The 12,388-nt window shown below is 72.4% G+C and carries 14 protein-coding genes; 6 read left to right on the top strand and 8 right to left on the bottom strand.

All coding sequences use genetic code 11. The features are described from left to right. Positions 1-8: 8 nt before the first annotated feature. Positions 9-581, bottom strand: coding sequence for a hypothetical protein (locus tag FZC61_RS02600; protein ID WP_148612152.1), 573 nt, complete (start codon positions 579-581; stop codon positions 9-11). A gap of 174 nt (positions 582-755) precedes the next feature. Between FZC61_RS02600 and FZC61_RS02595 the strand changes: the two genes are divergently transcribed. From FZC61_RS02595 to FZC61_RS02585, 3 genes are read left to right on the top strand one after another with little or no spacing between them, the layout of a single operon-like run. Then, positions 756-1,214: a hypothetical protein gene (locus tag FZC61_RS02595; protein ID WP_148612150.1), complete on the top strand. Its 459-nt coding sequence runs from the start codon at positions 756-758 to the stop codon at positions 1,212-1,214. Further along, positions 1,214-2,536 carry a hypothetical protein gene (locus tag FZC61_RS23345; protein ID WP_148612147.1) on the top strand — a complete coding sequence of 441 codons (1,323 nt, stop codon included), beginning with the start codon at positions 1,214-1,216 and terminating at the stop codon, positions 2,534-2,536. Before FZC61_RS02595 ends, FZC61_RS23345 begins: the two co-directional genes overlap by 1 nt. Positions 2,537-2,594: 58 nt before the next feature. Next, positions 2,595-3,899, top strand: coding sequence for an MFS transporter (locus tag FZC61_RS02585; protein ID WP_246142476.1), 1,305 nt, complete (start codon positions 2,595-2,597; stop codon positions 3,897-3,899). Here FZC61_RS02585 and FZC61_RS02580 read toward each other — a convergent pair. Beyond that, positions 3,859-4,446, bottom strand: a complete 588-nt coding sequence (locus FZC61_RS02580; protein ID WP_148612143.1) for a TIGR03086 family metal-binding protein — start codon at positions 4,444-4,446, stop codon at positions 3,859-3,861. The genes FZC61_RS02585 and FZC61_RS02580 overlap by 41 nt on opposite strands. On the opposite strand from FZC61_RS02580, the gene FZC61_RS02575 reads away from it, so the two are divergent. Next, the gene (locus tag FZC61_RS02575) at positions 4,445-5,449 is read left to right on the top strand and encodes a helix-turn-helix domain-containing protein (RefSeq protein WP_148612140.1); all 1,005 of its coding nucleotides are present in this window, start codon (positions 4,445-4,447) and stop codon (positions 5,447-5,449) included. The two genes, FZC61_RS02580 and FZC61_RS02575, sit on opposite strands and share 2 nt — an antisense overlap. A gap of 26 nt (positions 5,450-5,475) precedes the next feature. Here the strand turns inward: FZC61_RS02575 and FZC61_RS02570 are convergent, their stop codons facing one another. From FZC61_RS02570 to FZC61_RS02545, 6 genes are all read right to left on the bottom strand, one after another. Then, positions 5,476-5,934, bottom strand: coding sequence for a hypothetical protein (locus FZC61_RS02570; protein WP_148612138.1), 459 nt, complete (start codon positions 5,932-5,934; stop codon positions 5,476-5,478). A gap of 71 nt (positions 5,935-6,005) precedes the next feature. Beyond that, complete coding sequence (locus FZC61_RS02565) at positions 6,006-7,109, bottom strand: NAD(P)H-dependent amine dehydrogenase family protein (RefSeq protein ID WP_148612136.1); 1,104 nt, start codon at positions 7,107-7,109, stop codon at positions 6,006-6,008. Next, on the bottom strand, positions 7,106-8,263 hold the full coding sequence (locus tag FZC61_RS02560; RefSeq protein ID WP_148612134.1) for a sulfotransferase family protein: 1,158 nt from the start codon (positions 8,261-8,263) through the stop codon (positions 7,106-7,108). Before FZC61_RS02560 ends, FZC61_RS02565 begins: the two co-directional genes overlap by 4 nt. A 14-nt stretch (positions 8,264-8,277) precedes the next feature. Beyond that, positions 8,278-9,111 carry an SDR family oxidoreductase gene (locus FZC61_RS02555; protein WP_211357047.1) on the bottom strand — a complete coding sequence of 278 codons (834 nt, stop codon included), beginning with the start codon at positions 9,109-9,111 and terminating at the stop codon, positions 8,278-8,280. Positions 9,112-9,197: 86 nt separating this feature from the next. After that, positions 9,198-10,346: a hypothetical protein gene (locus tag FZC61_RS02550; protein ID WP_148612131.1), complete on the bottom strand. Its 1,149-nt coding sequence runs from the start codon at positions 10,344-10,346 to the stop codon at positions 9,198-9,200. A 4-nt stretch (positions 10,347-10,350) separates the two neighbouring features. Further along, positions 10,351-11,229 carry a TIGR03619 family F420-dependent LLM class oxidoreductase gene (locus tag FZC61_RS02545; RefSeq protein WP_148612129.1) on the bottom strand — a complete coding sequence of 293 codons (879 nt, stop codon included), beginning with the start codon at positions 11,227-11,229 and terminating at the stop codon, positions 10,351-10,353. A gap of 201 nt (positions 11,230-11,430) precedes the next feature. Between FZC61_RS02545 and FZC61_RS02540 the strand changes: the two genes are divergently transcribed. Then, positions 11,431-11,859 carry a nuclear transport factor 2 family protein gene (locus FZC61_RS02540; protein ID WP_148612127.1) on the top strand — a complete coding sequence of 143 codons (429 nt, stop codon included), beginning with the start codon at positions 11,431-11,433 and terminating at the stop codon, positions 11,857-11,859. 16 nt (positions 11,860-11,875) lie between these two features. Further along, positions 11,876-12,376 carry a nitroreductase family deazaflavin-dependent oxidoreductase gene (locus FZC61_RS02535; RefSeq protein ID WP_246142475.1) on the top strand — a complete coding sequence of 167 codons (501 nt, stop codon included), beginning with the start codon at positions 11,876-11,878 and terminating at the stop codon, positions 12,374-12,376. Positions 12,377-12,388: the final 12 nt, after the last annotated feature.

Below are 12,388 nucleotides of genomic sequence, written 5' to 3'. Positions count from 1 at the left end.
CGACCGGCTCACAGCCACTCGACGCTGGCGAGGATCGACTCGACCGACTCGCGGGTGCGGGCGTCGTCGCGAGGCGTCTTGACCGACAGGTTGACCAGCGACCCGCCGTGGATGGCGCCGAAGGTGTAGACGAACCTGTCGCCCCGCGACTCCAGCACGAAGCCCTCGACCCCGGCGACCGTGCGGTTGTCGAGGCGCCTGACCTTGGAACCGAGGTCCCGGTCGAGGTCGCTGGTGATCCGGGCGTAGTGGTCGAGGTCGTTCTCGGGGTAGGCCTTGACCGTGACGGCCTCGACCGAGATGGGGTCGGTGTCCGGGTAGTCGCCGTAGGCCGCGTCGCCGCCGGGCTGGAGCCGCCACTCGACCTCGTCGGGCAGGCGCAGCCGCAGCAGGGGAGGACCGAGGTCCTTGACGACCAGGGCCGGGCCGGTCGCCGGAGCGGTGGTGGGACCGGTCGTCGGGGTGGCGGGGGCGGACGAGGTGGAGGTCGCGGAGGTCGCAGAGGTCGCGGAGGTCGCGGCACCGTCCGGTGGTTGCGCAATGGAGTCGGAGCTGCACGCGCTGAGTCCGAGGAGCAGCACGACAACACCGACAGCAGCCCGAGATCGCATGTGCCGTCCGCCTTGGTCGTAGGGTCGGGCTGGATGCTACATCCCGGCGGTTCGGCGCCGGAGACCTGTTTGGCCCCGTGGGGGCGTGGGTAGTCGGAGTCGGACAGCTGCCCGCACCCGAGCCTCGATTGGTCATCACTCGCCATGGGTTTCTCGCTAGACCTCGCCGCCTTCGTCGACACCGAGCCCACCGGACCCCAGGGGCTCGACCTCGCCGAGGACGCGATCAACAACGTCATCGACCAGATCGACACCGAGCTCAAGACGCTCCGGCCGGTCGACTTCGAGTCGGAGGGGGCGATCCGGCCGACCTCGTTCGGTGGAGCCGACGCCGCACCCGAGCTGGCGCTGCACCACAGCCGGGCCCACGAGGTGACCTACAAGACGCTGATCGGGCTCAAGGACGACCTCGTCGCCTTCCAGGAGGCCTGCCGCAAGGCCAAGCAGGAGGTCGTCCTCGCCGACCAGGACGCCGCCGAGCGCCAGCGGCGCACCCTCCAGGCGGTGGAGCTCCTCGAGGTCGGCGCCTCCCAGCAGCAGAGTCGCCGCGACCACGAGCAGGCCCAGCAGGACCAGGACGTCACCGGCGGGAGTGACGCCTGATGGCCGGGCACAACATCGCGCGCCTGGCGGCCGCGGTCGCGGGCATGAGCGTCGACGACGTCGAGGTCTCGCGCGACGCCTGGGAGCGTGGTGCCGCGTCGCTCGAGGCCGTGGCGCTCGCCCTCACCGACGCGGCCCCGCTGATCAGGAGTGGGTTCGGCGTGCACTCCCGGGCGGGGGAGGCCGCCGAGCAGGTGCTGACGGGCATGCGGACCGAGGTGGTCGAGCCGCGCCGGCTCGACATGCAGCGAGCCACCGCCGCCCTCGAGGAGGTGCGCGCGGCCATGGTGAAGGCGACGGCCGCGCAGACCGCCATGCCGACCTCGGCCCCCGGCGCACCCCCCACCTACACGGGAACGGCCGGCGAGACCCACGAGGACATCACCGCGCTGAAGATCTACGCCAGCAAGATGCGCCTGCACCACCAGCAGGTGGCGGCCTACGGCGAAGCCGACGAGCAGGCCCGGCAGCAGGTCGAGCAGGTCAACACGACCTACCGCGAGGCGGCCTCGGTCATGGCGGCGATCCACGGCGAGCCGATCGACACCGGCGGCGGGGGCAGCGGCGACGGCGGCACCGGTGGTTCTGGCGGGTCGGGTGGCGGCGGGTCGAGCAGTGCCCCCACCTCAGGCTCGGGCAGCGGGTCGGTCTGGGAGGTCCGCTCGCCGACCGTGGTCTACGGCCAGCCCCCGACGGAGGGGCCGCACCCGCCGACGCCCACCCCGACGCCGACGCCGACGCCCGGCCCGACGCCCGGCCCGACGCCCGGCCCGACCCCTGGCCCGACCCCTGGCCCGACCCCTGGCCCGACCTCTGGCCCGACGCCCGGCCCGACCGGGTGGCCCGACCCGTCCGGCGCGGGCCCCTCGTCGGGGACCGTCCCGTTGTCCGGTGGCGGGTCCCACGCGGTCGCCCTCGGAGCCGCCGGAGCCGCCGGCGCCGGCGCGCTCGGTGCTGCGGGCGTCAGCAACCTGTTCGGCCGTCTCAGCAGCGCCGCCCTGGGTCGCTCGGTCACCCCGGGTTCGGTCGGGGTCGGCGGGCGGTCGGCGGCGGGCGGGGTGCTCGGGCGCAGCAGCGGTGCCGCCGGCGCGACCCAGCCCGGTCGCGGGGGGATGTCCTCGGGAGCCGGCACCGGCCAGCGCGGCGCCGCAGGACGCGGCTCCGGAGCAGGAGGTCGCGGTGCCGGGGGCCGTGGTGCCGCCGCGGGTGGCGCCGGCGGGCGCGGCCGTTCCGCGAAGGACGACGACGAGGCCCGCGACCATGACTACGACGTCGAGGAGGACTGGCTCGACGACGAGGGCAGTCCCGGCGTCCTGGCCTGAGTCGGGCCGTCGTAAATCGGGTGCGCGTGGCCCGGGGTCGCTGCGACCCTGGGTCCTCGTGACCTGGACCGAGCGGCTGCGTGGCCTGCGCGTCGACACCACCCCGCTGCGCACGTCACGTGACTTCCGGCTGCTGTTCCTCGCTGGCACGGTCTTCTACCTCGGCGCGATGGTCAGCTACGTCGCCGTCCCGTTCCAGGTCTACGACCTGACCGGGTCCAACCTCGCGGTCGGTGCGATCGGGCTCGTCGAGCTGGTCCCGCTCGTCGTCTTCGGGCTGTACGGCGGGGCGCTGGCCGACCACGTCGACCGGCGCCGCCTGCTCGTGTGGACCGGCCTCGCCCAGGCCGCCGCGACCGCCGTCCTCGCGCTCAACGCGTTCCGCGACGAGCCGAGCGTCGTCGTCGTCTTCGTGGTCGCCGCCGTGCTGGTCTCGACGGGCTCGCTGCAGCGACCCAGCCGTGAGGCGCTGATGCCGCGCACCGTCGACCACGACCAGCTCACCGCCGCCAACGCCCTCTTCAGCCTCGGCATGCAGGTCGGCCTGCTCGTCGGACCGGCGATCGGCGGCCTGCTCATCGCCTACGCCGGGATCGGCTGGTGCTTCGTCGTCGACGTCACCGGCCTGCTCGTCGCGACCGCGCTCTACCGCGCGATGCGGCCCTACCCGCACCGGGCCGCGACGACGCCGCCGAGCCTGGCCGGCATCGCGGAGGGGATGCGCTACGCGATCTCGCGGCGCGACCTGCTCGGCACCTACCTCGTCGACATCGCCGCGATGCTGCTGGCCTTCCCCGTGGTGCTGTTCCCGGCGCTCGTCGACGAGGTCTTCGACAAGCCCGAGCTGCTCGGGCTGCTCTACTCCGCCGAGACCGTCGGGGCGCTGGTGGCCACCGCCCTCAGCGGCTGGACCTCGCGCGTCCACCACCACGGCCGGGCGATCGTGATCGCCGCGGCGGCGTACGGCGGGTGCATCGCGCTGGCCGGCCTGATGCCGTCGTTCGGGCTGGTCGTGGTGTTCTTCGCCCTGGCCGGGGCGGCCGACATGATCTCCGGCGTCTTCCGCGGCACCGTGTGGAGCCAGACCATCCCCGAGTCGATGCGCGGGCGCCTGGCGGGCATCGAGATGCTGTCCTACTCCCTCGGCCCGCTCGGTGGGCAGGTGCGCGCCGGGGTCACCGCCGACCTGTGGTCGGTGCGCGGTGCGATCACCAGCGGCGGGGTCGCCTGCGTGGCCGGGGTGACGCTGACCGCCGTGTGGCTGCGCGACTTCTGGTCCTACGACGCCCGTACCGACGTGCACGCGGTCGCCGAGCGGCAGGTCAGGCAGGCCGACGACCCACGAACCCCATCAGCCGGCTGACCGGGTCGGCGTCGGCCGGCACCTCGACCTTGGCGCCGTACTGGCCGCTGTGGCGCAGCATCTCGTCGAGCGGCTCCATGCCGGCGAGCAGCGTCGCCGCGAGGTCGGCGTCCATGCCGTGCGGCCGCCCGGTCGCGGTCGCGAGGTCCCAGGTGTGCATGAAGACGTCGGGGGAGTAGAACCGCGACACCGCGTCGGGCACCGGCACCTCACCGAGGTGCGGGTTGCGCAGCACCAGGTCGGCACTGGCCGGGTCGTCGAGCATGGTCTGCACGCCGTCGACGTGCACCCGCCACGCGCGCACCGGGTCGTCGTCGACCGACGGGCCGGAGGGGATCGTGACCCCGGCCCCCGACTCGAGCAGCGCCGGCAGCCACTCCACCAGGTGGCGTACGACGTCGCGCGCGGTCCAGCCCTCGACGGGCGCCGGGGCGTCCCAGTCGTCGGCGGCGGTGGACTCGACCAGGGCGGTGAAGCCGGCCGCGACCCCGCGGTGGAACGCTGCCGGGTCGCCGTCGGGACGCAGGGTGGTCGGGTGGGACGTCATGGCTGGGACCCTACGACCGCCACGTCAGCAACCACGATCAAGCGCGCCGGGCCGTGCCGGGGCAGGCTGGGCCCGTGATGACGACCGACGCCCTCGCCCGGATCCTCGACCTGGCCCAGGCCGGCCTCGACGACCCGTCCGCGAGCGCCGAGGACCTGGCGGCCCGCGCCACCTGTCGCGCTTCCACTTCGACCGTGTCGTCACCGCCGCCGGTGGTGAGCCGCCGGGGGCCCTGCGCCGCCGGCTGCTGCTCGAGCGGGCGGCGTACCACCTGGTGCGACACCCCGAGCGCACCGTCCTCGACGTCGCCGTCGAGGCGGGCTACGGCTCGCACGAGGCGTTCACCCGGGCCTTCGCGCGAGCCCACGGCGTCACGCCGACGGCCGTGCGGGCCGACCCGCCGGTCACCTTCCGCTCGCTCGAGCTGCCCGGCGCGAGCGGCGTGCACTTCCAACCACCCGGTGGCCTGCGGCTGCCGGCCCAGCGCAAGGAGAGCTCCATGGACGTCCTGCAGCAGCTCGTCGACCACCACGTCGACGCCCTGACCACGATCATCGCCTCGGCCGGCACCCTGGCCGACGACGTGCTCGACCAGCCGATCACGCAGTCGGTCGAGGGCGTCGACGACAACCCGACGCTGCGCGGCCTCCTCAACGCGATGGTCACCCAGGAGGAGCACTGGCTCAACGCCCTGCGTGGCGGCGACTGGCCCGACGAGAGCGACCAGAGCGTCGCCGGTCTGGCGGCGCGCCACGCGGTCGCGGGTCGCGGCTACCGCGCCTTCGTCGCGCAGTCGATCGCCGACGCGGCCATGGCCGACACGTTCGTCGACACGACCTGCGAGCCGCCCGTGACCCACACCGTCGGGGGCACCATCGCCCACGTGGTCACCTTCGGCGCCGTATGTCGCACCCTGGCCGTCGGTGCCCTGTGGACCGCCGGCATCCGCGACCTCGACCAGGCCGACCCGCGACCGCGGCTCGACGGGCTCGCCACCCGCTGACTCCCGCCCGTCCCGTCGGCCCCGCCTCAGGCGGCCCGCCGACCGACCTCGACGGTCTCGGCGACGGCCTCGAAGACGTCGCACCAGTCGAGGTAGTCGACCCGTGCGGCCGAGCAGGTCAGGGTCACCCCGACACCGTCGACCAGCCACGACCACTGGTCGCACAGCACGTCGGCGGTGCCGACCCGGTGGGCGAACCGGTGGTAGTGCACCTCGTGACCGTCGAGGTCGAAGACGTCGTCGTCCTCGAGCGCGAAGTCGGTGAGCACCGCGGCGAGGTCGCCGAGCGCCTCGAGCCGCCAGACGAGGCCGTCGTCGTGGTCGACGCTCGCGGTGCGCACCACGAGCTCGGGACGTACGCCGCTGGGTGGCAGCGACGGCGCCCGGGCGGCGACGACGACGCCGCGCGCGGGGTCGCGCCGGTGGCGCCAGCGGGCCGGGACGCAGACGGACAGGGACAGCGAGGCGAGGGCGATCCTGGTCATGCCGTCGTCCTTGCTCGCGACCGGGCTGGGGACAAACCTGGCCCGCACGGACCTGTGGAGGGCCGCGTGGATCAGCGGATCGTCCCGACCCCCGGCACCAGCGGCAGGTCGAGCGCGGTCACCCAGCCGGCCGGCAGGTTGTTGACGGCGGGCACCGCGTTGAGCGCGCGCATCCCGGTGGCCAGGCACCCCGCGACGGCGGGCGCGCGACCGGTGCCGTCGGTGAAGCGGAACGCCGTCTCCTGCCAGATCGACGGCGAGCCGACGATGTCGACGCGGTAGACGTCGTCGGCGCTGCCGGCCGGCCACTCGGGCGCGGCGTCGGTGCCGATGCGGTTGACGTGCTCGAGGGTGATCACCTCGCGGCCCCGGAAGACGCCGTTGATGGTGAAGCGGACGGCGGCGACGTGGCCGGCCGCGACCACGCCCTTCACGGTGGGCCGGTCGGTGGGGGTCACCCACTTCTCCCAGGTGGTGGTGATGTCGTCGAGCTCGAGGCCGACGGCCGCGGCCATCATCGGCACGGTCGCGCCCCAGGCCATGATCAGCAGGTCGGGGATCTCGAGCAGCGGGGTGAACTCCGGCGGGCGGCCGATGCCCATCTCGTCCTCGTAGTCGCCCTCGTAGTCGGTGTAGTCGACCAGCTCGCTCGCGCGCACCGAGTCGACCCGCCCGCACAGCCCCATCAGCGTCATGGGGAACAGGTCGTTGGCGAAGCCCGGGTCGACCCCGGTGGTGAAGCAGCTCGCGCCGCCGGCCGCGCACGCCTCGGTGATCGGGTCGATCCAGGCGGCGGGGTTCTGCTTCATGGCCGGCCAGACCCACGGCGTCATCGCGGTGGAGCAGACGTCGATGCCGGCGCGCAGGAAGGCGCTCATCACGCGGATGTTCTCGTCGGCGAACTGGGCCGTCGGGCCGTAGTGGACCAGCGCGTCGGGCCGCAGCGCGACGAGCGCGTCGACGTCGTCGGTCGCCAGGACGCCGGACACGAGGTCGAGGCCGGCCAGCTCGCCGGCGTCCTTGCCGACCTTGGCCGGGTTGCTCACACCGACGCCGACCAGCTCGAAGAGCGGGTGCCCGTCGGTCGCCGGCGACAGGATCTCGGCGAGGACCATGGAGCCGACGACGCCGGTGCCCCACACGACGACGCGCTTCTTGGGTGCCCCTGCGCTCATCGGTCGAAGGCCCTTCGCACGTCGTCCTCGGTCAGGTCGTAGTCGGCCAGGTCGTAGCGGTGCGACGGCGCCTTGCCGCCCTGCTTCTGCTCCCGGTCGATCGCCTCGACCGCGGCCAGGGCCTCGGGGGTGAGGTCGAGCCCGAAGTGGTCGTAGATGCCGCGCACGGTGCCGATCGGGTCGCGCACCAGGTCGGCGAACGCGACGTCGGCGAACTGCGCGTCGTCGTAGGCCGGACGCGCGTCGTGGTAGGCGTGATAGCTGCGCGACCACAGGTCGAGCTGGGTGCGGCCGATCGTCGCGGCGTCGTACGTCGTGGAGTGCCCGACCGTCGTCTCGGCCGACAGCGAGCACGACGAGGCGATGCACACGACCGGGTCGCGGTGGGTGTGGACGACGAGCGCGTCGGGGTAGACCGCCATCAGCGCGTCGAGGGCGGTCATGTGGGACGGGTTCTTGAGCACCCAGCGCTTCTCGGGGTCGTTGAGGCCGACGAGCTGGAGGTTCTGGCGGTGCCGGGCGTAGGCGTCGGTCCAGTCCTGGCGCTGCAGCCACTCCGTGTAGCGCGGCACCTGGGCCAGCGACTCGTAGGAGTTGGACTTGCCGGTCTGGCGCAGCAGCCGCCAGCACTCCTCGACCGTGGTCGCGTCCATGTAGTGGATCCCCATGAAGTCGGGGCTCGCCACGTGGTGCGCGGCGAAGCCCTGCTGCATGGCCTGGAAGATCGGGTCGTCCTCCCAGGTCTCGCGGGGCGGGCGCGGCTGGGGGTACTGCGTCAGCCACATCTCGAGCCCTTGCGCCATCGGGTCGGCGTGCAGCAGGCGGTGCAGGGCCGTCGTGCCGGTGCGGGGCAGGCCCATCACGAAGATCGGCCGATCGATCGCGACGTCGGCGTGCTCGGGGAAGCGCTGGAACGCCGCGTGGGTGAGCAGCACGCCGACCAGGGCGCTCTTGACCTCGGAGCGGTGGAAGTAGTTGCCGCGCGGGGTCAGGCCGGCCTCGGGCGAGGCGAGGTCGTCGGCCAGGATCCGCAGGCCCTCCTCGTGCAGGTCGCTGCCGAAGTCGGTCAGCCCGGTCGTGCGCTGCGCGGCGGCCACGATGTCGTCGTAGGAACCGACGTCGGGGCGCTCGCGCGTCATCACGTTGTCGCTCATGGTGGCCTGCTCCCTCAGGAGTGGAACTCGCCGCAGTCGACGGTGAGGGTCTGACCGGTGACGGCCGACGCCAGGTCGGAGGCGAGGAAGAGCGTCGCGCGGGCGACCTCCTCGGGCGAGGCCAGCCGCTTGAGGTCGCAGGGGGCGGCCTTCTCGGCGTAGACGTCCTCGTGGGTGGTGCCGGCCTCGGAGGCGAGCCAGTCGAAGTAGGCCTTGTTGACGTCCTCGTAGATGTAGGACGGCGCGACGCTGTTGACTCGGATGCCGCGCGGACCGAGCTCGGTGGCCAGCGAGTGGGCCAGGTGGGCCAGCGCGCCCTTGGAGAGCTTGTAGCCGGCGTACTCGGGCTGGCTGCTGAACTGCACCGCGCTGTTGAGCATGATCACCGAGCCGTGGGTGGCGGCGAGGGCGTCGGCGAAGAGCGCGCTCAGGCGCAGCGGCGCGAAGACGTTGGTCTCGTTGGCCGCGCGCAGGTCCTCGACCTTGATCGTGGTGATCGGGTCCATCGGCGGGATGCCGAAGGCGTTGTTGAGCAGGCAGTCGACGCGCCCGAACTCCTCCAGCGACTTCTCCACCAGGGCCTGGCGCGAGGCCTCGTCGGTGATGTCGGTCGGGACGACGAGCGCCCGGCCGCCGTGGGAGCGGACGACCTCGGCCATCTTCTCCAGGCGCCGCTCGGTACGGCTGACCAGCACGAGGTCGGCGCCCATCCTGGCCGCCTCCTCGCCCAGCGCCCGACCCAGGCCGGGACCGACGCCCGAGAGCACCAGGACCTTGCCCTTCAGCAGCGGCTGAGGCGTGTAGGCGTCGGCGACGGGGGTCTGGTGCGCGGCGGCGGTGGTGCTCAAGGCGACGTTCCTTCGTGGAGGGCGGGCCTCGGCGCCCGCATCAGGAGAACAGTAGAACGTGTTCTAGTTTTTGGCGAGGGGTGTCGTCAGCTGATCATCCGACGCGCGACCGCGCGCTGCCGCGCGGCGATGCGCTCGGCGTACGCCGCGGGCGTGATCGGGGCGTGGAAGGGCAGGTGCTGCGCCACCTCGTCGAACGGCACGACCCGGACCGTCGGGCCGTCGGCCTCCTGGGTGAGGTCGCGCTCGAGACGCTGCCAGCGCAGCATCATCGAGCCGGTGCGGTGGCCGGTGGTCTCGAGCCAGTTGGCGATGCCGGGGTTCTGCTCCGACACCACGACGCGGATCATGCCGTCGGGGTCGGTGACGGCCTGGGCCTTGGTGAGCGAGGTCTGGTGGGTCTCGTAGTCGGTCGAGGCGTACCAGTCCGAGCCGATCTGGATGCCCTGGTAGGAGCAGTCGTCGCAGCGCGGGACGGTGAGGATCATCGCCTCGTCCTCGCCCAGCTCGTAGTGGCCGATCGACGAGCGCTGGGAGGCCAGGCCGCCGGGGGTCGACTGGGGGGCGGTGAGGGTGTTGACCGGCTCCTTGCGCTCGAACCACTTCGGGAACTCGAACCACGTGAGGATCGAGCCGGTCAGCGAGCGGGCCGCGACCTCGTACTTCTTGCGCAGCAGGGCCTCGGTCAGCGGGCGGGCCGGCTGGTCGATGGTGTCGGGGCGCTCGATGGTGAGGGTGCCGCGCTCCTCGGTGTCCCAGTCGCAGAAGACCTCGCGCACGATCATCGTCTTGGCGCCGGGCTCGGCGACGTAGGTGAACTCGAAGGTGCCGTCGTCGGCGATCTCGAGCTCGCGGTCGTCGAAGGCCATCAGGCTGGTGGCCGCCGAGGTCGCCGAGTAGGCGCCGCCCATCACCTGGAACGACAGGTCGGCCGACGTGCCGCGCCGCCCGCGGACGACGTACTCGACGCCCTCGCGCAGGTAGGCGTTGAAGTAGATCGCGTCGGGGTTGTCGAGCCCCTGGCGGGAGAACTGGTGGGTGGGGTTGATGAACAGCGGCCGGTCGAGGTCGTGGTCGAAGGCCATCTGCATGGCCATCCGGATCCGGCCGGAGAGGTAGTCGTAGCCCTCGAGGCGGTCGGCCTCGGTGCGGATGAACGGCGCGTTGGCGATGAGCTCCTCGGCTTGCGCGATGGCGTCCTGCAGGGGCTGGGTGAGGTCGAGCGACTCGGACACCGGGTCAGGCCTTGGCGATGATCGACTCGGCGTACTGCTCGAGGTGCTTGATCTTGGTGTCGAGCGGCTCGGTGTCGGGGCCCTTGATGTAGGGCACCCGGAAGCCGACGATGCAGTCGGTGACGCCCTTGTCCTCGAGGCGCTTGACGCCGTCGAGGGTGTAGGCGTCGTAGGAGATGACGTGGATCTCGAACTCGTCGGGCCCGCGGGTGTCGCCCTCCTCGGCGCGGATCTCGGCGAGCCGGGTGAGCAGGCGGTCGAGCTCCTCGCCGTCGCCGCCGGCGTGCATCCACCCGTCGCCCTTGCGGACGGCGCGACGCAGCGCGGCGTCGGCGTGACCGCCCACGAGCAGCGGGATCCTCTCGGTGGCGCCGGGGCACTGCTTGAGCTCGTCGACCTCGTAGAACTCGCCCGAGTAGGAGAAGAACTCGCCGGTGGTCAGGCCGCGCAGGATGTCCATGCACTCGTCCATGCGCTTGCCGCGCTTGGCCCAGTCGACGCCGAGGTTGGCGAAGTCCTCGGGCCACGGCGAGATGCCGACGCCGAGGCCGAGCCGGTTGCCGGACAGGAAGGCCAGCGACGAGGCCTGCTTGGCGACCAGCACCGGCGGGCGCACCGGCAGCTTGAGCACGAACGGCGTCAGCCGCAGCGTCGAGGTCACGGCGAACAGGTGGGCGCAGAGGATCATCGTCTCGATGAACTCCTTGCCGTCGAGGAACTCGCGGTCGCCGGTGTCGGTGTAGGGGTACTTCGAGTCGGAGTCCTTGGGGTAGATCAAGGAGTCGGCGACCGTCATCGACGTGTAGCCCGCCGCCTCCGCCGCCTGCGCGAGCGGGGCGTAGTAGTGGGCCTGGGTCATGGCTTCGGCGTACGAGAATCTCACGCCCGCCAGACTAGAACGTGTTTCAGTTTTCGGCTAGGTCCTCGCGGGTGCGTCCGCTGTAACTCACCGTTACGACGACTTCCCCGCCCGTAGGCCGGCGGGGAAGTGGTCGTAACGGTGAGTTACATGCGGGGGTCGCCCGCGCCGTCCGACTACTAGAACGTGTTCCAGTTCCGGGTTGGATCTGCCAGAGTGCGCGGTGTGGACCTCCAGGAGATCAGCGACCGGATGGAGATCGCCGACGTCGTCACGCGCTACACGCGCGCCATCGACACCGGCGACTGGGACAAGCTCGACACCGTCTTCACCGAGGACGCGCAGATCGACTACACCGAGTCCGGCGGCATCGTCGCGGGGTTCGCCGAGGTCAAGCCGTGGCTGGCCGAGATGCTGCCGGCCTTCTTCCCGAAGCGGATGCACACGATCGGCCAGGTCGAGATCACCTTCGACGGTCCCGACGAGGCGGCGGTGTGCGCCTACTTCGACAACCCGATGCCGATGGACGACGGCGCCGGCGGCACCAAGATCGTCGAGCTGGGCGGGATGTACCACCACGACGTCGTCCGGACGCCGGCCGGCTGGCGCAGCCGTCGCCTGCACGAGCAGGTCGTCTGGAAGCGCGGGCTGTGAGAGCCGGGACCCCGACGTGCCGGACCTGACCCCCGAGCAGCGCGAGAAGCGCCAGAAGGCGCTCGCCAGCCCGACCGCGGCCAAGGTCATCAAGGCCATGGCGCGCGCCCAGGTCCGCGTCTTCCGGCTCACCGACGGCCGCATCGGGTCTCAGTGGCGCATCGGCGCGGGGTTCCGCAAGCCCGTCCCCACGCTGCTGCTCGACCACGTCGGACGCAAGAGCGGGACGGCGTACACGACCCCGCTGCTCTACCTGGCCGACGGGCCCGACCTGGTGGTCGTCGGGTCTCAGGGCGGGCTGCCGAAGGACCCGCAGTGGGTGGCCAACCTCGTCGCCCGGCCCGAGACGACCGTGCACCTGCGCGGCGAGCGGGCTCGTCCGGTCCGGGCCCGGGTCGCCGGTCCCGATGAGCGGGCCGCGCTGTGGCCCCGCCTGGTGGAGCTGTACGCCGACTTCGAGACCTATCAGGCGACGACCGACCGGGTGATCCCCGTGGTGGTGCTCGAGCCCCGCTGAGACGGCGCCGGC

The organism is Nocardioides rubriscoriae, assembly GCF_008087085.1.
Taxonomy (GTDB): domain Bacteria; phylum Actinomycetota; class Actinomycetes; order Propionibacteriales; family Nocardioidaceae; genus Nocardioides; species Nocardioides rubriscoriae.
The sequence above is the reverse complement of the archived record's forward strand: the minus strand, read 5'-3'. Positions and strand labels throughout refer to the sequence as shown.